The organism is Sphingosinicella sp. BN140058 (assembly GCF_004135585.1).
Lineage (GTDB): Bacteria > Pseudomonadota > Alphaproteobacteria > Sphingomonadales > Sphingomonadaceae > Allosphingosinicella.
This window is the reverse complement of the sequence record NZ_CP035501.1, coordinates 1473859-1492057: the sequence shown is the minus strand read 5'-3', so window position 1 is coordinate 1492057 and position 18199 is coordinate 1473859. Positions and strand designations below refer to the sequence as shown.

The following is an 18199-nucleotide window of genomic DNA, read 5'->3' as shown; positions in this document are numbered from 1 at the left end:
TCGATTATCGGCACAAGGCGACGCTTGCGCGGGCGCGCCCGCGAACCCATTTCAAGGCTGTTGCCCAATTGCAACAATGGACTTTTTGGCCACGGTGGAGAACGAAGCGCGCATGGCTGATCTTTATTCAACTCTCGGTGTGAAGCGCGATTCCGACGAAGCGGCGATCAAGAAGGCATATCGCAAGCTTGCGAAGGAACTGCATCCGGATCGCAACCGCGACAATCCGGCCGCCGCCGAGAAGTTCGCCAAGGTCACGCAGGCGTACGACATCCTCACCGACAAGGACAAAAGGGCCCGCTACGATCGCGGCGAGATCGACGAAGACGGCAATCCGCGGGGCTTCAATTTCGGTGGCGGCGGCGGTGGTGCCGGCGGCAGCGGCGGCTATGCGCGGGGGCCGCAGGGGGGCTTCGGCGGCGGCGAGGAAGTGGATCTCTCCGAAGTGTTCGAAGGTCTGTTCGGTGGCGGTACGCAGCGTCGCGGCGGTTTTGGCGGCTTCGGCGGTTTTGGCGGACGTCGGTCTGCACCGCCGCAAAAGGGCGCCGATTCTTCCTACCGCCTGGCGGTCAGTTTCGAGGACGCGGCAACGCTCGCGGATCAGCGCGTCACCCTGCAGGGCGGCAAGACCGTGTCGATCAAGCTGCCCAAGGGCGTGGAGGAAGGCGCGAAGATCCGTCTGGCCGGCCAGGGCCAGCCGGGCGCGGCCGGCAACGGCGACGCGATCGTCACCATCGCCATCAGTCCGCACCGTTTTTATACACGCGACGGAGATCATATTCGGCTGGACCTGCCGATCAGCCTGGACGAGGCGGTGCTCGGCGGCAAGGTCAAGGTCCCGACCGTCGACGGTCCCGTGATGGTCGCGATCCCGGCGGGCTCCTCCTCCGGCAAGACGCTTCGCCTCAAGGGCAAGGGATTCACCGGCAAGAGCGGGACCCGCGGGGATCAATTGGTGACCCTGATGATCGAAATTCCGGCGGGCGATGCAGAGCTTACCGCCTTTATTGAGGGGTGGAGCCGAAAGGGCAAAGGAAACCCGAGGGCGGGGCTGGGCGTCTAGCCACTCGTGCAGACGATATCGCCCGAATCTCCCGAAGCCAGGCGCCAGCGCCTCGCCAAGACCCGCCAACGCTTCGGCCGGGTGCGGGACGGAATGAGGCCCGGACAATATCCGTTCGAGGTGATGAAGCGCGTGGCGCTCGGCGTCTACAGCGACGGCTTCATTCATGCGGGCAATCTCGCCTATCTCTCGCTGATGACGGTGTTCCCGTTCGTCATCGTCGCCGCCGCCGCCGCCCGCCTGTTCGGGCAGACCGAAGGCGGGTTGCAGGCCGTCGGGGCTCTGCTCCAAACCATGCCGCCCGACGTCGCCGACGTGCTCAGAAAGCCGATCAGCGACGTCCTCGCCGCACGGTCCGGCAATCTTCTCTGGCTGGGCGCGCTCGTCGGCCTCTGGACGACGGGCAGCTTCATCGAGACCATCCGCGACATCCTGCGGCGCGCCTATGGCGTGACCGGCGGCGCACCTTTCTGGGAATATAGGCTGGGCTCCATCGGGCTGATCGTCGCCTCGGTGCTGATGATGCTGATCTCGTTCAGCGCCTCGATCCTGCTGTCGAGCATCACGCAGTTCATCGCCCGGCTGATCCCGCAAGCGGAAGACGTTATCGGGCTCCTCACCCTGTTCCGGATCGTGCCCGGCCTCATCCTGTTCGGATCGATCTACCTCATCTTCGTCTCGCTGACCCCACGCCGCTATCGGAAGATGAAGTGCAAGAAGTGGCCGGGCGCCCTATTCGTCACCTTATGGTGGCTCGCGACCACCGCCCTGCTGCCAGTCGCCCTGTCCAGCCTCGGCGGCTACGATCTCACCTATGGCAGCCTTGCCGGCGTGATCATCGCCCTGTTTTTCTTCTTCGTGATCGGGCTCGGCGTGGTTATCGGCGCACAGCTCAACGCGGCACTGGCGGAACCGCCGGAACCGAGCGTAGAGGAGCAGCACGAAGCGGATGCGGTAGGGGAAGCGTAATGACGGGTTTGATGTCGGGCAAACGCGGACTGATCATGGGTCTGGCGAACGACAAGTCGCTCGCCTGGGGAATTGCCAAGAAATTGGGGGAGCAGGGCGCCGAGCTTGCATTCTCCTACCAGGGAGAGGCGCTGCAGAAGCGGGTTGCGCCGCTGGCCCAGCAACTCGGGTCCGATTTTCTGATCGAATGCGACGTGTCCGATCCGGCGGGGATCGATGCGACCTTCGCGGCGCTGAAAGAGCGCTGGGAAACGATCGACTTCATCGTCCACGCCATCGGCTTCTCGGACAAGAACGAGCTTCGCGGCAAATATGTCGAGACCAGCCTCGAGAACTTTCTGCTGACGATGAACGTCTCCGCCTACAGCTTCACCGCCGTGGCCAATCGGGCGCGTGCGATGATGCCGAACGGCGGCAGCCTGCTTACCCTCTCTTATTACGGCGCGGAAAAGGTGATTCCGCACTACAACGTGATGGGTCTCGCCAAATCGGCGCTGGAGACCAGCGTCAAATATCTCGCGATGGATCTCGGGCCCGAGAATATCCGGGTCAACGCAATCTCCGCGGGTCCGATCAAGACGCTTGCGGCGAGCGGCATCGGCGACTTCCGCTACATCCTGAAGTGGAACGAGTATAACAGCCCGCTCCGCCGCAACGTGACGATCGACGATGTCGGCGGCGCAGGCCTCTATCTGCTCTCCGATCTGGCCTCGGGCGTTACCGGCGAAATCCATCACGTCGATGCCGGCTACAATGTCGTCGGCATGAAGGCGGAGGACGCGCCGGACATCTCGACGACGTGAGCGGCCATGCCGAGACCGGCAGCCGGACGATACGTCCGGCCGAGCGGCGCGACGCGGGCGCGATCCGTGCGGTCCACCTGCTCGCATTCCCAACGCCCGCGGAGGCGGCTCTGGTCGATCGTCTCGACCGCGATCGCGACGTCGTCGTCTCGCTGGTCGCCGAGCAGGAGGGTCAGGTGATCGGTCATCTGCTGCTCAGCCGAATGCAGGTCGAAGGCGACGGCAGGGCGTTTCGCGCGCTCGGCCTCGGGCCGGTCGCAGTGCTTCCGCCTATGCAGCGCAGCGGCGTCGGGACGAGCCTGATCCGCGGCGGGCTGGCGATCGCCAAGGCGACCAAGGAGCAAATCGTCTTCGTTCTCGGCGAGCCCGATTATTATGCGCGGTTCGGCTTTTCGGCCGAGACCGCATCGCCCTTTGCCTCCCCTTATTCCGGACCTTATCTGATGGCGCTGACCTTCGGCGACGCGCCGCACCCGGTGCGCGGCAAGGCAGATTACGCACCCGCCTTCACTGCACTTGGACTGACCGCATGAGCTTCAACACGTTCGGACGAGTGTTTCGCTTCACCACATGGGGCGAGAGCCATGGGCCGGCGCTCGGCGCGGTGGTCGACGGCTGCCCGTCGTTGCTTCCGCTGTCGGAAGCCGACATCCAGCCCTGGCTCGACAAGCGCCGCCCGGGAACCAGCCGCTTCACCACCCAGCGTCGCGAGCCCGATCAGGTGCGCATCCTTTCGGGCGTGTTCGACGGCAAGACGACCGGTACGCCGATCAGCCTGATGATCGACAATGTCGATCAGCGCTCGAAAGATTACGGCGACGCTGCGCCGCCTTATCGCCCCGGCCATGCCGATTACGCCTATGACGCCAAATATGGCACGCGCGACTGGCGTGGCGGCGGCCGCAGCTCGGCGCGGGAGACGGCGGCGCGGGTCGCCGCCGGGGCCGTCGCGCGCCTCGTCGTGCCCGAAGTGTCGATCCGCGCCTATGTGGTCGAAATCGGCGGCGATCGCGTCGATCCCGCAGCGTTCGACGACGCCGCGATCGACGACAATCCCTTTTTCTGCCCCGATCGTGCTGCCGCGGCGCGATGGGAGATGCTGGTCGATGCCGCCCGGAAGGACGGCTCGTCACTTGGTGCCGTGATCGAATGCGTAGCGACGGGCGTCCCCGCCGGCTGGGGCGCGCCGATCTACGCCAAGCTCGACAGCGAGCTCGCGGCGGCGATGATGTCGGTCAACGCAGTGAAGGGGGTCGAGATCGGCGACGGCTTCGATGCCGCCCGGCTTCGCGGCGAGGATAATGCCGATCCGATGCGACCGGGTGCCGGGGGCCGTCCCGAGTTCCTCGCCAACCATGCCGGCGGCATCGCCGGCGGTATCTCCACCGGCCAGCCGGTGGTGGTCCGGGTCGCGTTCAAGCCGACCTCCTCGATCCTCACGCCGGTACCCTCGATCACCCCGTCCGGCGAAGCCGCCGAGGCCGTCACTCGCGGCCGGCATGATCCTTGCGTCGGCATACGCGGCGCACCCGTGGTCGAAGCGATGATGGCGCTGGTGCTTGCCGATCAGAAATTGCTGCAGAGAGCGCAGCAGGGGTAAACCACTGCCCTCACCCTCCCACCGCTTCGCGGCGGGTCCCTCCCTCTCCCCGAAGCGGGAGAGGGAAAAACGCAAGGAGCGCAACCTCCTCTCCCATTTGGGGAGAGGGAGGGGCCCAAGCCGCAGGCTTGGGAGGGTGAGGGCTGTCAGCGCCGCGTGGCGATCAGCGTTCCCTTGGTGCCGCCTTTCCACATCCGGAAATCGAAATCCGGCCGCGCCTTGCGCCATCGCCTGGCGACGATCCGCTCGCCGGGCCGCGCCGCATCGTCGAGGAACAGGGTGCCCCCGGGGGCGATGTGGTCGAACAGCGAAGCCGCGGCGCCGCGGGTGAGCGGATGAATCGTCCATGGCGGCCCGTCGATCAGCATCATGTCGATGTCGTGCGGCAGCGGGCCGTGGGCATACCAGAGGCCCGGCCACCCGTCCGGCGAGGGGCGCAGCGGCACCGCGCGGAGATCGGCTTCGAGTCCGTGGTCGGAAAGCCAGCGCCGCGTCGCGTCGACGAAATCCGCATGCTGCTCGAAGCTGATCAGACGGCCGCCGCCCGCTTTCTGAAGCGCCCTGGCGATGACGAGGGTGGAGGCACCGGTGCCGAATTCGACCACCAGCCTGGGACGGTTGGCGAGGATGTGATCCACGATCAGGGTCAGCAGGCCGGCGTCGGCCTTCCACGAGCCGAGATTGGGCAAGGCATCTGCAGGGAGGTCGAGCCGGTGCAGCAGATGTCGCCGCTGGGCCTCCGAGCCGCCGCTCAGCCCCTTCAGCAGCCACGGCCAGGTGATCGCGCCGTAAGCGAGGAGAGCGGCCCAATCGCCCGCCGATCGGTCGCCGGAAGCATCGATGACGGGCGTTTCCCCGATCCGCGGCAGCAATCCGGTCGCGTCTCGGGTGGTCATCGCGGCTCCGTCAGTTAGCGAACGGATCCCGCACCAGGATCGTGTCTTCGCGCTCGGGACTGGTCGACACCAAAGCGACGGGACATTGGATCAGTTCCTCGATCCGCCGAATGTACTTGATCGCCTGGGCAGGCAGCTCGGCCCAGCTGCGCGCGCCGGCCGTCGACTGCGACCAGCCCTCGATCGTCTCGTAGATCGGCTCGACCGCAGCCTGATCGGCGGCGTGAGCCGGCAGGTGATCGAACACTTCGCCGCGCAGCCGGTAGCCGGTGCAGATGCGAATCTCCTCGAGCCCGTCGAGCACGTCGAGCTTGGTCAAAGCGATGCCGGTGACTCCGGACACCGCACAGGATTGTCGGACGAGCACCGCATCGAACCACCCGCAGCGACGCTTGCGGCCGGTGACGGTGCCGAATTCGTGGCCTCGCTCGCCCAACCGCTGGCCGATCTCGTCCTCGAGCTCGGTCGGGAAGGGGCCTGCGCCCACGCGCGTCGTATAGGCTTTGACGATGCCGAGCACGAAACCGGCGGCGGAAGGGCCGAGGCCGGTGCCGCCCGCGGCCGTGCCCGCGATGGTGTTGGACGACGTCACGAACGGGTAGGTGCCGTGGTCGACGTCGAGCAGCACGCCCTGCGCGCCCTCGAACAGCATCTTCTCGCCCTTGGCCTTGGCGGCGTTGAGGCGAAGCCAGACCGGAGCGGCGAATTGCAGCACGAAATCGGCGATCTCGGCGAGCTCCGCCTCCAGCCGAGCGCGATCGATCGGCGGTTCGCCGAAACCGGCGCGCAGCGCGTCATGGTGGGCGCACAAACGGTCGAGCTGCGGGCCCAGTTGGCCAAGATGGGCGAGGTCGCAGACACGGATGGCGCGCCGGCCTACCTTGTCTTCATAGGCCGGGCCGATGCCGCGGCGGGTGGTGCCGATCTTGCCCTGGCCTGACGCATCCTCGCGAAGCGCGTCGAGATCGCGGTGGAACGGCAGAATGAGCGGGCAGGTGTCCGCGATCTGCAGGATTTCAGGCGAGATCGCCACGCCCTGCGCCGTCAATTTCTCGACCTCGGCCCTGAGCGCCCACGGATCGAGCACGACGCCGTTGCCGATTACCGACAATGTCCCCCGGACGATTCCCGAGGGCAGCAGCGACAATTTGTAGACCTGCTCGCCGACGACGAGCGTGTGCCCCGCATTGTGCCCGCCCTGAAAGCGAACCACCACGTCGGCCCGGCTCGACAGCCAGTCGACGATCTTGCCCTTGCCCTCGTCGCCCCATTGGGCGCCGATCACGGTCACATTGGCCACGTATCTACCTTCGCGAAAATCGGATGCGCCGCCTCTAGAGAAGGATCATCCGACGTGAAAGCGGTTTGCGCTTTCGCCCTCGGACTCGTGCGCGTCGCACGCACCATTCCTGCGCACCGATGCCGTCTCATCAACAGCCAAGGCTGATTGACACGTACCTATTCCGAGGATGGGCGATGCCATCCTCCGTCTCGACAATCGGCCAGGCCTCGCCGGCAGCGTCGACGATCATACGGCTTCGAGATATTCCACGTGCTTGCAGCCAGGCTTTCACCGCTTCCGCTCGGCGTGCGGAAAGGCGCATGTTGTACGTCTCGGATCCGGCGCGGTCGGCATGGCCGACGATCTTCAGGGGCTCCGCACCGGTCACGGCGGCCGCAGTCCTGACATTCTCCAGGAGCGCGCGTGCCGGCACAGAGAGGCTGGCACTTTCCGTATCGAAGAACACCGTGAATGGATCACACAGGGCAGGAGGTGGGGGAGGCGCAGCCAAAGCCCACAACACCAGCGAAGCGAGCATGCTCATGGCTTCGACCTCGATCATCAACGCATCCCCGCCTGCGACTTCGTGGAGGGGGCAGCAAGGTGGTTCTTCTCGTCCTAGATCTCCATCTCCCGTGAATACAGGAAAGAAGGACCACCCCATGTGGCGCCATCTTGGGACCGCGCGGGGCGCAGTCCGGGCGCCACATCCCCCACGAAGCCGTGGAGGGGAGGAGAGGCAGAAAAGGCGATCAGAAGCGCAGCGGGGTGGCGATGCGGACGCCCGGAATGGCCTTGATCCGCGCCGCGGACTCCTGGCCGACCGGACTGTCGACCGAGATCAGAGCGACCGCCTCGCCGCCGGCCGCGCGGCGGCCGAGGTTGAAGGTGGCGATGTTGATCCCGGATTCCCCGAGCAGGGTTCCGAGCCGGCCGATGAAGCCCGGTGCGTCCTCGTTGACGATGTAAATCATGTCGTTCTCGAGCTCCGCCTCGACGCGGATGCCGAAAATCTCGACCAGACGCGGCGCGGCGTTCGCGAACAAGGTGCCGGCAACCGATTTCTGGCCTTCCGGCGTGGTGATCGTGACGCGCACCAGCGTGTGGTAGTCGCCCTCGCGATCATGCCGCACTTCGCGCACGTCGAGGCCGCGCTCCTTGGCGAGGAACGGCGCGTTGACCATGTTCACCGTCTGAGAATAGACGCCCATGAAGCCGGCGAGCACCGCCCCGGTGATCGGCTTCTGGTTGAGCTGCGCCGCGGCACCCTCGACCTCGATCGCGATCGCGCTGGCCTTTTCACCCTCGAGCTGGCCGACGATCGCGCCGAGCTTTTCGGCAAGCGCCATGTAGGGCTTGAGCTTCGGGGCTTCCTCTGCGGACAGCGACGGCATGTTGAGCGCGTTGGTGACGCCGCCGCGGGTCAGGAATTCAGACATCTGTTCGGCAACCTGGATGGCGACGTTGACCTGCGCCTCCGTGGTCGAGGCGCCGAGATGCGGCGTCGCGACGAGATTCTGGGTGCCGAACAACGGGTTCTGCTTGGCCGGTTCCTCGACGAAGACGTCGAGCGCGGCGCCGGCGACATGGCCGCTCTCCAGCGCTTCCTTGAGCGCCGCTTCATCGATCAGGCCGCCCCGCGCGCAGTTGATGATGCGCACGCCCGCTTTGGTCTTGGCCAGATTCTCGCGGCTGAGGATGTTGCGGGTCTGATCGGTGAGCGGCGTATGCAGGGTGATGAAGTCGGCCCGTGCGAGCAGATCGTCCAGTTCGACCTTCTCGATGCCGAGCGCCACCGCGCGTTCGGCGGTGAGGAACGGATCGTAGGCGATCACCTTCATCTTGAGGCCGAGCGCCCGGTCGGCGACGATCGAGCCGATATTGCCGGCGCCGATCAGGCCGAGCGTCTTGCCGGTGAGCTCGACGCCCATGAAGCGGTTCTTCTCCCACTTGCCGGCCTGGGTCGAGCTGTCCGCGGCCGGAAGCTCGCGGGCCAGCGCGAACATCAAGGCGATGGCGTGCTCGGCGGTGGTGATCGAATTGCCGAACGGCGTGTTCATGACGACGACGCCGCGTGCGGACGCGGCGGGGATGTCGACATTGTCGACGCCGATGCCGGCCCGGCCGACGACCTTCAAATTGGTCGCGGCCTCGAGCACGTCCGGCGTGACCTTGGTCGCCGAGCGGATCGCGAGCCCGTCATACTGACCGATGATCGCCTTCAGCTCGTCCTTGCTGAGGCCGGTAATCTCGTCGACTTCGACACCCGCCGCGCGGAACACTTCGGCGGCCTTGGGATCCATCTGATCGGAAATAAGTACCTTGGGCATCTTTCTTTTCCTTTCCTCCTCTCCCCTTCAGGGGAGAGGGCCGGGGAGAGGGGGAGTCAGGACTTCCTCGATCGCCTGAAGCACACCCTCCAAATTCTTCATGATGTCGGCGTTGGTGAAACGGACGACGCGATAGGCTTTCAACTGCAGGTAACGGGTGCGCTCCTCATCGTAGGCGAGGCTAGTGGCGTGGGTGTCGCCATCCACTTCGACGACGAGCTGCAGAGGGGTGCGACACGCAAAGTCGGCGATATAAGGACCGATCACGACCTGCCTTCGGAACTTCGCGCCGTTCAATCCCCGAGCCTTGAGCGCGAACCAAAGCTTCTGCTCTGCCGGGGTGGCTTCGCGGCGCATCCGTCGGGCACGGTCCCGAAGAATTCGGTCTCGCACCGACTCCCCCTCTCCCTGCCCTCTCCCTTAAAGGGGAGAGGAAGAGACCTCGGCAAACGCCCAGTCCAGCCAAGGGAAAAGTGCCTCGAGATCTTCGGTCTCGACAGTGGCGCCGCACCAGATCCGGATGCCCGGAGGAGCATCGCGATAGCCGGCGATGTCGAAGGCGGCGCCTTCGGCTTCGAGCAGCGACGCGATCTTCTTGACCAGCGCGTTCTGCGCTTCGGCATCGAGACCGGGCACCGCCGCGTCGGCGAATTTCAGGCAGACGCTGGTGTTGGAGCGGGTGGCGGGATCGACCGCGAGATCTTCGATCCACGGCGTCTGCTGCACCCAGGTATCGAGTGCGGCGGCGTTGGCGTCGGCACGCGCGATCAGGGCGGAAAGGCCGCCGAGCGACTGCGCCCATTCGAGTGCAAAGATGTAGTCCTCGACGGCGAGCATCGACGGCGTGTTGATCGTCTCGCCCTTGAAGATACCCTCGATCAGCTTGCCGCCCTTTGTCATGCGGAAGATCTTGGGCAGCGGCCAGGCCGGAACGTAGTTTTCGAGACGCTCGACCGCGCGCGGGCCAAGAATCAGGACGCCGTGACCGCCTTCGCCGCCGAGCGCCTTCTGCCAGCTGAACGTGCCGACATCGACCTTGTCCCAGTCGATATCCTGCGCAAACGCCGCCGACGTGGCGTCGGCGAAGGTCAGGCCCTCGCGGTCCGCGGCGATCCAGTCGCCGTTCGGCACGCGCACGCCCGAGGTGGTGCCGTTCCAGGTGAAGACGACATCATGTGCCGGATCGACCGTGGCGAGATCGGGGAGCTGCCCGTAAGGCGCTTTCACGACATTGGCGTCGAGCTTCAGCTGCTTGACGACGTCGGTGACCCAACCTTCACCGAAGCTTTCCCAGGCGAGCAAGGTGACGGGACGAAGGCCGAGCATCGACCAAAGCGCCATTTCGACGGCGCCCGTGTCGGAACCCGGAACGATGCCGATGCGGTGGGTCGCGGGAACGCGCAGCACCTTGCGGGTCAGCTCGATCGCATGACCAAGGCGTGCCTTGCCGAGCTTCGACCGATGCGAACGGCCGAGCGATCCAAGGGCAAGATGTTCGGGGCCCCAGCCCGGCGGCTTGGCGCAGGGACCGGAAGAAAAATGAGGACGCGCAGGCCGCACGTCCGGCTTCACAACAACCATGTAATCTCTCCTCGCAGAGAGCGCGCGCCGCGTTGGGACGGCGTGGCCCGCCGACGCCCTTAACGGCGTGGGCGGGCGTGTCAACCGAAGCTGCGATGGAGTGCGGTGCCCGGTTCAGCCGCGTGCGGAGAGCTTGAGGTGCAGTTCGCGGCGCAGCAGCAGGACGCTCAGCAGCGCCTGGACGGTCACCGAAGCCACGGAAACATACCAGAAATCGTGGAGCTCCGTGCCGGGCCGCCCGGCCAACCAGATCGCCGGAAGCGCGAATGTGACGAAGCGGCTGGCGCTGCTCAGCAGTGACGGAATCGTGTTGCCGAGCGCCTGGAACATGCCCGAGCAGGCGAAGACGAGCCCCACCGCGACGAAGTTCCACGAGATGATTCGCAGGTAATCGGTGGCGACGCGTTGCACCGCCGCCTGTTCGGTGAACGGGTGGACGAGCAGATCGGGCCGGATCTGGCAAAGCAGGGTGAGCGTCAGCATCACCGCGCTTCCGATCAGCGCCGCGTGGCGAAAGGTGCCGCGCACCCGATCCGCATGGCCGGCGCCGAAATTCTGACCGGCGATCGGCGAAGCGGCGAAGGCAATCGCCATGGCCGGCAGGAAGATCGACTGCATCACCCTGGATCCGATCCCGAACCCTGCCTGCGCGTCCGCGCCGAAGCTGCGAATCGACCAGTAGAGCAGCGCCGATACCAGGAAGATCAGCAGGAACTCGCCGGAGGCGGGGAGGCCGATCGCTGCGATCCGCAGCCACGTCCGCAGCCTCGGGCGGAGGCTGGGCAGGTGCAGACGCAGCAAGGTCTGCAATCGGTTGAACAGCAGCAGCAGGGCGATCGTGCCGGCGACGCTCGCAATCGAGCTGGCGAGGCCGGCGCCGGCGACGCCGAGCGGAAGGCCGGTGCCCCAGCCGACGATCAGCACCGGCGCCAGCACCGCGTTCAAGATCACGCTCAGGCATTGCAGGACCATCGGACCGGCGACGACCCCGGCTGCGCGCAGCGCCGAGCCAAGCGCCGCGCCCGGAAACATGATGGCGAGCGCCGGCAGATAGGCGAGCAGATAGGTGTGGGCGAGCGCGGCCGTTTCGCCGTCGGCTGCAAGGATCGTCACCAGTGCATCGCCGAATGCATAGCCGAGTATCAAGGTGACGAGCGCTGCGGCCAGGCTCATCGACAAGGCTTGATCGAAAATGGTCTGCGCGTCGCCCTGATCCTTGCGGCCGATTGCCCGAGCGATCAGCGACAAAGCACCGACCGAGACGAGCTGGCTGGCGGCGAGAACTGCGAACATCGTGCTCGCCGCCGCGGTGACCCCGGCGACCGCATGCTCGCCGAGCCGCGCGACGAAATAGAGATCGACCAGCACGTAGAGCGTCTGGACGGCAAGGCCGAAGCCGATGAACGCGGCCATGTTCATGAGGTGCCGCGGAATCGATCCGCTGGTCAGGTCTCTCGTCGCCATGCCCTGCATTCCCCCGCTTCATGCCGCCGTGAGGCCTAAGCCGACCGCCCAGTTATGTCAATTATGCCCGGATAATAATCACGGAACAATCGCCTCGAGAAGTCGCTTCGCGGCTTCGGCTGGGCTGCTCTTGTTGACATCTCGATCAACCGTCAGATTGGCCTCGCGCATGTGGCGGACGTCGATCGCGCCGATCAGCGGCCGCAGTGCGGCGACGACGTCCGGATCGGCTGCGGCCCGGGGGGAAAGCAGCAGCACGGCATCGTAATTGGGCAGGGCGCCCCTCGGATCTTCGAGCACGACGAGATCGAGCGCGGCGATCCGCCCGTCCGACGAGAAAGCGGAGATCACGTCGGCACTGCCGTCGGCGATGGCGCGGTACATGAAGGTCGGACTGTAGGCGCGGGCGTCGGCGAAGCGCAGGTCGTATGCCTTGCGCAACGCCCGCCATTCCGGTCGGCCGAGAAATTCGATGTCGCTGGCAAGGCGCAGACGCGGTGCCCGTCTGGCAAGATCGTCGATCGTGCGCACCCCGAGTGCCTCGGCGCGGCTGCGCCGCATCGCCAGCACATAGGCATTCTCGAAACCGAGCGGGCCGAGCAGGGTCACGCCGTCGCGCGCCCGCAGGCGGCGGACGAGTTCGGCGCGCATCGTCGCCGCCGACGGCGTGTCGCTGCGGCCAAGAACGTTGGCCCACAAAGTACCGCTATAATCGACGTAGACGTCGATATCGCCGGCGGCGAGGGCGCGATAGGCGACCGCCGAGCCGAGATCTTCGCGCTGCAGAGTCGGAAACCCCGCGCTGCCCAGCCGCTGCGCCATTGCGTTGGCCAGAATGTATTGTTCGGCAAAATTCTTGGCGCCGACCACGACCGGCCGCCGCTCGGAAGCGCCGCCCGCGGCGGGCATAAGTGCGAGCGCGGCGCCGAGGACGAGCAGAGTCGCGGCAATTGCCATCCGTGCCGGAGAGCGCTTCGCAACGCCGCTTTCCACCATGGCCAGCAGCGCGTCGACGAGGATGGCGAGCGCCGCGGCTGCGCCGCAGCCGACCAGCACCCGAACCCAATTCTCCGTTTGCAGCCCCGAGAAGATCAGGTTGCCGAGGCTCGGCTGGCCCACCGTCGTGGCGAGGGTGGCGGCGCCGATCGTCCAGATCGCGGCGGTACGGATGCCGGCGAGAAGGACCGGCGCGCTGAGCGGCAGCTCGACCTGGAGGAGTCGCTGGCGCCCGGTCATGCCGACCGCATCCGCCGCTTCGAGCACGCTGCGATCAAGGCCGGTGAGGCCTGCCACCCCGTTGCGGAGGATCGGCAGCAGGGCATAGAGCGTCAGCGCGAGCAGAGCCGGCAGGAAGCCGAGCGCCGGCACCGGCAGACGGGTCGCGCTGCCGATCAGCAGCAATGCGGGGTAGAAGAGGGCGAGCAGCGCCAGGGTCGGCACCGTCTGGATCAATCCGGCGGCGGCGAGCAGGGGCACCCGCACCGGGCGGACCCGCGCCGCCCACCAGGCAAGCGGCAGCCCTGCAAGAATGGCCAGCCCGACAGCAGCGCCGCTCAGGATCGCATGCGCCCGGAGCAATTGCGGAAGATCTAAGGCGGCATCGGCGAGGGCCGGGCTCATCGCGGGTCCGCCAGGTCGGCGAGGCGCCGCGCCTGCGCCCTGGGCAGCGCGATCAAGGCGGCGACATCGGCGTCGGCATGGCCGCGCAGCAGGGCCGCCGGTGTCGCATCCGCCCGGACCGCGCCATCTAGCAACACGACGATCCGGTCGGCGAGCAAGAGCGCCTCGGTGATGTCGTGGGTCACCATGATGGTGGTGAGGCCGAGCTGCGCATGCAGCGCACGATAGGCGCGGCCCAGCGCATCGCGGGTGATCGGATCGAGCGCGCCGAACGGCTCGTCCATCAGCATCAGCGACGGCCGTGCCGCAAGCGCGCGGGCGATCCCGACCCGTTGCGCCTGACCGCCCGAAAGCGTGTGCGGCATTCGTGATGCAAACTCCGCAGGAAGCGCGACCAGCGCGAGCAGTTCGGAAACGCGCGCGGCACGCTCGTCTTCGCTCCAGCCGAGCAGCCGGGGCACCGTCGCGATATTCTCCGCGACATTCCTGTGCGGGAACAGCCCGATGCCTTGAAAGGCGTAGCCGATTCCTCGCCGCAGCAGCGGGGCCGGCATGTCCCGCACGTCGGCGCCTTCGATCCGAACCACCCCTTCGTCGGGCTCGATCAGCCGGTTGATCGTCTTGAGCAAAGTGGTCTTGCCCGATCCGCTCGGCCCCACCAGCGCGACGAACGCACCGGCGGGCAGCGAGAGCGATACCCGGTCGAGCACGCGGCGCCGGCCATGTGCCTTCACCACGCCATCAAGTGCGAGGAAAAGAGGGGCGTCGATCAACCTTCCTCTGCCTCGTCGTCCGCTGTCTTCGGGCGTGCCGGGGGCGGCGGCAGGTGGGCGGTGGCCGCTTTCACCTTCTCCATGATCGCGGGCATTTCCTTGATCAGCTCCGGCATGAACTTCCCCATGGTCGAGACGATCTCCGGATCGACCCAGGCCATCATCGACTCCGCCGCGAAGGCAGTGCCAGCCTGTGTGTCGAGGAAGCGGTTGATGTCCTGCAACTGCACCGAGCTGAACTTGCGTGCGTAGGTACGGGAAAGACCTTCGCGCAGATCCGGTTCGATCCGGCTCATGACCGGCTTCATTTCCTGGAACATGACCCGATTGGTAATCCGCATGCGTTCCTCGAAATGCGGATCGAGTTCCGAGAGTACCTGCCGCATGGTCTTGTCGCCAACTTCCCGCTCGATGTCGCGATCGGGCTGACTGCCCTCGGGCATGAAGTCGGCCATCCGGCTCTCGAACATTTGGCCCATGACCATGTCGGCCATCTGGTTCATCGAACCGTCCATCATGCGCTCGAAGCTGCCCTGGGGAAGCATCGCAGCCGCCGTCCTGCGCGCGAGCGCCAGGCGTGCCGGGTCGATTTCCTGGGGCACTGCGGTCGAAGCTGCGGGCGGGCGCTGGTCGGCGGCAGTGGTCGGCGCGCCGACCAGCGCGGCAGCAGCAAGCAAGGTCGTGATCATCAAATCGCGAGAATCCCTTCGTCGCCGGAATGCTAAACGAGCGTGGAGGCTCCGTCACGCGCGCTCGGCCCGGAAAGCGGGCCTTTCCGCCCATGGTCCTTCAACTTTAGTTGCAGAAAAAACCGCATCCCGTCATGACTTGACTCATCGCCTGCAAATCATCCTACATAGCCAATGCAACAGGGGAGCAGGAGAATGGGTAATCTCATCAGGGCTGCGGCGTTGACTGCGAGCTTTTCACTGGCTGGTCCGGCGCATGCGGATTCTTTATTCCAGTGGAACCAAGGTGTGAACGGTAGCGCGCCGCAGAAGATGTTGAGCGCTGCCGATAACTATTGTTACCTGACGCGGGTCGCCGGCAAGTTCCGTGGCTATGGCGAGCGTATCCGAATCCGGGTGGTGAACGGCAATTGGCAGCTCGAAGGGCAGTCGCAACAGCAGGATGTGTCCGCCTGGGCACGCTGCTTCCCGCGATCGGAGATCAAGGCGCCGGCCGGGTCCGAACGCTGGAGCAGCGAGGAGTTCAGCGCCACCGCCGACAATCCCGGCAACGGCTGCGTCGACACCTTTCCGCGCAATGCCTGGTGGGGCGACGCCGCAACGGTGATCACGTTGGTCACCGGCGCGCTGCGCGGCTGGGGCGAGCGCATCACGATCAACCAATCCGGCGATCCGTTCGGGCCTTCCACCCTCGTCCTCCACAGCTGCCAGAAACAGCTCGGCGTCGGTGCCCACAGTTTCTTCGTCGGCAAGCCGCAGAGCGGCCGGGTCGCACGGTTCATCGGCCCGAACGGCACCGGAACGCCGGGGCAGGCCGGAGAATATGTCTCCCTGCCCAATCAGAACGTGATGCTGGCGCCGCTGTTCGACTCCTTCTGCTATTTCACGGAGATCAGCGGCGCGTTCAACGGGGGCGGCGAAAGCGTGACCATCCTGCCGGGCGCCGATGCGAACGGTGTCAATCGCTGGGTGCTGCAGGCCCGGCATGCCAGCGGCACCGGTGTCGCCGCAAAGGTGCGCTGCTACGCGCGAAACCAGCTGTAACGGCTGATCCCGGCCGTCAGATCTCGCGCGGTACGGTTGCGGTCAGGTGATCGACGAGCGTGCGCAGGCGCTGCAGACGTCTCAGATCCTGATGGTAGCCGATCCAGACGTCGCGGCCTGGCGGTGCCTCTCCGGAAAGGTGCACCAGAGGGAGCCCGTCGCCGATCACCCGCGGCAGCACGGCAATGCCGCCGCCGTGGACGCAGGCTGCGCCTTGCGCCTCTCGATTGTTGCTGCGGAAAGAGAGCCGGGCCCTGGGCCAGCGGCCGCGCAGCCAGGCGAGGTCGGCGGCCTGATCGAGAGCGGCATCGAGGGTGATCAGCCGATGACCGGCGCCGTCTGCGCTCGCCGCCGGATCGCCGCAGCGATCGATGTAGGAAGCGGCCGCATAGGCGCCGTAGGCGATACGGACGAACCGCCGCTGGACGATGTCCGCGCCGCCTAACGGAACGAAGCGGAAGACGAGATCCGCTTCGCGCCTGCCGAGATCGAGCAGGCGCGAGTCGGTCAGCAGCTCGATCGTCATGCGCGGATTGGCGGTTGCGAAACCAGCGAGCGGCGTGGCAAGGATCCTGGTCGCGAACCAGTCGGAAGCCGAAAGCCGCAGCACCCCTTCGAGGCCGCGGGCGCCGCCGAGCAGTTTCCGCTCGAGTGCGATCGAATCCTCTTCCATCCGCTCGACATGGGCAAACATCGCCTCGCCTTCGTCCGTCAGGCGAAAGCCGCCGGCGCTGCGCTGGAACAAGGCGGCGCCGATGTCCCGTTCCAACGCGCGCAACCGTCGGCCGGCAGTGGGTTGACTGAGCCCCAGCCGCTCGGCGGCGGCGGTCAACGTTCCGGCGCGCGCGATCTCAAGGAAAAGCCGCAGGTCGTCCCAGTTGATGCGCAGCTTCTTATTCACATGCGGAGTGCCTAGCCCGAATGGCCGTGGCTGTCATACAGAAATGAATGCTCATCATGCAGCCTTGGCCATGGCGCGCGGCGCGTCCAGGCGCGATCTGCTGGGCGGCAGGTGCAGGTCCTGCCGCAACCAGGGACATCCAGCATGAAGGCCATCGGCTACCACATTCCCGGCAGCATCGAACGCGACGACGCTCTCATCGATGTCGACATGCCCGCGCCGGTGCCCGGTCCGCGGGATCTGATCGTCCGGGTCAAGGCGGTCTCGGTCAATCCGGTCGACGTCAAAGTACGCGCCGCGGCGCAGCCGGATGCCGGAGAGCCGAAGATCCTCGGCTGGGACGCCGCAGGGATCGTGGAAGCGGTCGGTCCGGAGGTGTCGCTGTTCGCGGTGGGCGACGAAGTCTTCTACGCCGGCGACATCACCCGTCCCGGTACCAATGCCCAGCTGCACGCAGTCGACGAGCGGATCGTCGGCCACAAGCCGAAGACGCTCGGCTGGGCCGAAGCGGCCGCGCTGCCGCTGACGGCGATCACCGCCTGGGAATTGCTGTTCGAGCGGCTGCTCGTGCCGTACGGCCGCAAGACCGCGGCGGGGACCCTGCTCGTCATCAACGGTGCGGGCGGCGTGGGCTCAATCCTCATCCAGCTTGCCCGGCGGCTGACCGGCCTCACCGTCATCGCGACCGCCTCGCGCCCGGAGACCGTGCAATGGGTGACGGGCATGGGCGCGCATCACGTGATCGACCATCACCAGCCGCTCGATGCCGAGCTCGCGCGCGTTGGTATCGGTGAGATCGACTTTGTCGCCGGTCTGACCGCGACCGAGAAGCAGCTGCCGTTCTTCCCGAAGATCGTCGCACCGCAGGGCCGGATCGCGCTGATCGACGATCCCGAGAGTTTCGACATCGCGCCGCTCAAGCGCAAGTCGATCACGGTGTCGTGGGAGCTGATGTTCACTCGGCCGATGTTCGGCACCAAGGACATGATCGAGCAGCATCGCTTGCTCGAGGAGGTGGCGAATCTGGTCGATGCGGGCGTGCTCAGGACCACGCTGACCGAGACGCTGTCGCCGATCGATGCCGCCAACCTCAAGAAGGCGCATGCGCTGGTCGAAAGCGGAAGGGCCATCGGCAAAACGGTGCTGGTCGGCTTCTGATCCCGCCTTGACCGCATCGCCCGGAG

18 protein-coding genes are annotated in these 18199 nt (G+C 66.2%); 7 read left to right on the top strand and 11 right to left on the bottom strand.

What is annotated here, in order from left to right; genetic code table 11:
* Positions 1-112: 112 nt before the first annotated feature.
* Genes ETR14_RS06710 through aroC form a run of 5 tightly spaced genes read left to right on the top strand, consistent with a single transcriptional unit; the run spans position 113 to position 4435 of the window.
* On the top strand, positions 113-1063 hold the full coding sequence (locus ETR14_RS06710; RefSeq protein WP_129383943.1) for a DnaJ C-terminal domain-containing protein: 951 nt from the start codon (positions 113-115) through the stop codon (positions 1061-1063).
* Positions 1064-1069: 6 nt separating this feature from the next.
* Positions 1070-2032 (top strand): YihY/virulence factor BrkB family protein, encoded by a 963-nt coding sequence (locus ETR14_RS06705; protein ID WP_206185988.1) that lies wholly within the window; start codon positions 1070-1072, stop codon positions 2030-2032.
* Positions 2032-2835: an enoyl-ACP reductase FabI gene (fabI, locus tag ETR14_RS06700; RefSeq protein ID WP_129383942.1), complete on the top strand. Its 804-nt coding sequence runs from the start codon at positions 2032-2034 to the stop codon at positions 2833-2835. The genes ETR14_RS06705 and fabI overlap by 1 nt, the downstream gene beginning before the upstream one ends.
* Complete coding sequence (locus ETR14_RS06695; protein WP_206185987.1) at positions 2832-3368, top strand: GNAT family N-acetyltransferase; 537 nt, start codon at positions 2832-2834, stop codon at positions 3366-3368. Before fabI ends, ETR14_RS06695 begins: the two co-directional genes overlap by 4 nt.
* Positions 3365-4435, top strand: a complete 1071-nt coding sequence (gene aroC / locus ETR14_RS06690) for a chorismate synthase (RefSeq protein ID WP_129383941.1) — start codon at positions 3365-3367, stop codon at positions 4433-4435. Before ETR14_RS06695 ends, aroC begins: the two co-directional genes overlap by 4 nt.
* 146 nt (positions 4436-4581) lie before the next feature.
* On the opposite strand, the gene ETR14_RS06685 is transcribed toward aroC, so the two are convergent.
* The 10 genes from ETR14_RS06685 to ETR14_RS29070 form a co-directional block, all read right to left on the bottom strand.
* Positions 4582-5331 (bottom strand): class I SAM-dependent methyltransferase, encoded by a 750-nt coding sequence (locus ETR14_RS06685; RefSeq protein ID WP_129383940.1) that lies wholly within the window; start codon positions 5329-5331, stop codon positions 4582-4584.
* Between the two features lie 10 nt (positions 5332-5341).
* Complete coding sequence (locus ETR14_RS06680; protein ID WP_129383939.1) at positions 5342-6631, bottom strand: adenylosuccinate synthase; 1290 nt, start codon at positions 6629-6631, stop codon at positions 5342-5344.
* Positions 6632-6761: 130 nt separating this feature from the next.
* The gene (locus tag ETR14_RS06675; RefSeq protein WP_165356345.1) at positions 6762-7175 is read right to left on the bottom strand and encodes an OmpA family protein; all 414 of its coding nucleotides are present in this window, start codon (positions 7173-7175) and stop codon (positions 6762-6764) included.
* A gap of 190 nt (positions 7176-7365) precedes the next feature.
* Positions 7366-8943 (bottom strand): phosphoglycerate dehydrogenase, encoded by a 1578-nt coding sequence (serA, locus tag ETR14_RS06670; protein WP_129383937.1) that lies wholly within the window; start codon positions 8941-8943, stop codon positions 7366-7368.
* A gap of 27 nt (positions 8944-8970) precedes the next feature.
* The gene (locus ETR14_RS06665) at positions 8971-9300 is read right to left on the bottom strand and encodes an endonuclease domain-containing protein (protein ID WP_129383936.1); all 330 of its coding nucleotides are present in this window, start codon (positions 9298-9300) and stop codon (positions 8971-8973) included.
* Between the two features lie 63 nt (positions 9301-9363).
* The gene (locus ETR14_RS06660) at positions 9364-10524 is read right to left on the bottom strand and encodes a phosphoserine transaminase (protein WP_129383935.1); all 1161 of its coding nucleotides are present in this window, start codon (positions 10522-10524) and stop codon (positions 9364-9366) included.
* Between the two features lie 114 nt (positions 10525-10638).
* Entirely contained in the window at positions 10639-11988 is a 1350-nt protein-coding gene (locus tag ETR14_RS06655) for an MATE family efflux transporter (protein WP_129383934.1), read from the bottom strand.
* Between the two features lie 78 nt (positions 11989-12066).
* Positions 12067-13608 (bottom strand): ABC transporter permease/substrate-binding protein, encoded by a 1542-nt coding sequence (locus ETR14_RS06650; protein WP_129383933.1) that lies wholly within the window; start codon positions 13606-13608, stop codon positions 12067-12069.
* Positions 13605-14345, bottom strand: a complete 741-nt coding sequence (locus ETR14_RS29075; protein ID WP_243455793.1) for an ABC transporter ATP-binding protein — start codon at positions 14343-14345, stop codon at positions 13605-13607. The genes ETR14_RS06650 and ETR14_RS29075 overlap by 4 nt, the downstream gene beginning before the upstream one ends.
* 32 nt (positions 14346-14377) lie before the next feature.
* Positions 14378-15070, bottom strand: coding sequence for a DUF2059 domain-containing protein (locus tag ETR14_RS29070; protein WP_243455792.1), 693 nt, complete (start codon positions 15068-15070; stop codon positions 14378-14380).
* 288 nt (positions 15071-15358) lie between these two features.
* Between ETR14_RS29070 and ETR14_RS06640 the strand changes: the two genes are divergently transcribed.
* Positions 15359-16114, top strand: a complete 756-nt coding sequence (locus ETR14_RS06640) for a hypothetical protein (RefSeq protein ID WP_129383931.1) — start codon at positions 15359-15361, stop codon at positions 16112-16114.
* Between the two features lie 16 nt (positions 16115-16130).
* Here the strand turns inward: ETR14_RS06640 and ETR14_RS06635 are convergent, their stop codons facing one another.
* Positions 16131-17015: a LysR family transcriptional regulator gene (locus ETR14_RS06635; RefSeq protein WP_243455791.1), complete on the bottom strand. Its 885-nt coding sequence runs from the start codon at positions 17013-17015 to the stop codon at positions 16131-16133.
* Positions 17016-17159: 144 nt separating this feature from the next.
* Here ETR14_RS06635 and ETR14_RS06630 point away from each other — a divergent pair, with 144 nt between their 5' ends.
* A complete protein-coding gene (locus tag ETR14_RS06630) occupies positions 17160-18173 on the top strand; it encodes a zinc-binding alcohol dehydrogenase family protein (protein ID WP_129383930.1) in 1014 nt (337 codons plus the stop codon).
* Positions 18174-18199: the final 26 nt, after the last annotated feature.

What these genes read in the sequence shown, in the direction of transcription:
- ETR14_RS06660 (WP_129383935.1), bottom strand. Translation starts at nt 10,524, where the DNA reads ATGGTTGTTGTGAAGCCGGACGTGCGGCCTGCGCGTCCTCATTTTTCT.
- aroC (WP_129383941.1), top strand. Translation starts at nt 3,365, where the DNA reads ATGAGCTTCAACACGTTCGGACGAGTGTTTCGCTTCACCACATGGGGC.
- serA (WP_129383937.1), bottom strand. Translation starts at nt 8,943, where the DNA reads ATGCCCAAGGTACTTATTTCCGATCAGATGGATCCCAAGGCCGCCGAA.
- ETR14_RS06655 (WP_129383934.1), bottom strand. Translation starts at nt 11,988, where the DNA reads ATGGCGACGAGAGACCTGACCAGCGGATCGATTCCGCGGCACCTCATG.
- ETR14_RS29070 (WP_243455792.1), bottom strand. Translation starts at nt 15,070, where the DNA reads ATGATCACGACCTTGCTTGCTGCTGCCGCGCTGGTCGGCGCGCCGACC.
- ETR14_RS06665 (WP_129383936.1), bottom strand. Translation starts at nt 9,300, where the DNA reads ATGCGCCGCGAAGCCACCCCGGCAGAGCAGAAGCTTTGGTTCGCGCTC.
- ETR14_RS06675 (WP_165356345.1), bottom strand. Translation starts at nt 7,175, where the DNA reads ATGATCGAGGTCGAAGCCATGAGCATGCTCGCTTCGCTGGTGTTGTGG.
- ETR14_RS06710 (WP_129383943.1), top strand. Translation starts at nt 113, where the DNA reads ATGGCTGATCTTTATTCAACTCTCGGTGTGAAGCGCGATTCCGACGAA.
- fabI (WP_129383942.1), top strand. Translation starts at nt 2,032, where the DNA reads ATGACGGGTTTGATGTCGGGCAAACGCGGACTGATCATGGGTCTGGCG.
- ETR14_RS06685 (WP_129383940.1), bottom strand. Translation starts at nt 5,331, where the DNA reads ATGACCACCCGAGACGCGACCGGATTGCTGCCGCGGATCGGGGAAACG.
- ETR14_RS06630 (WP_129383930.1), top strand. Translation starts at nt 17,160, where the DNA reads ATGAAGGCCATCGGCTACCACATTCCCGGCAGCATCGAACGCGACGAC.
- ETR14_RS06650 (WP_129383933.1), bottom strand. Translation starts at nt 13,608, where the DNA reads ATGAGCCCGGCCCTCGCCGATGCCGCCTTAGATCTTCCGCAATTGCTC.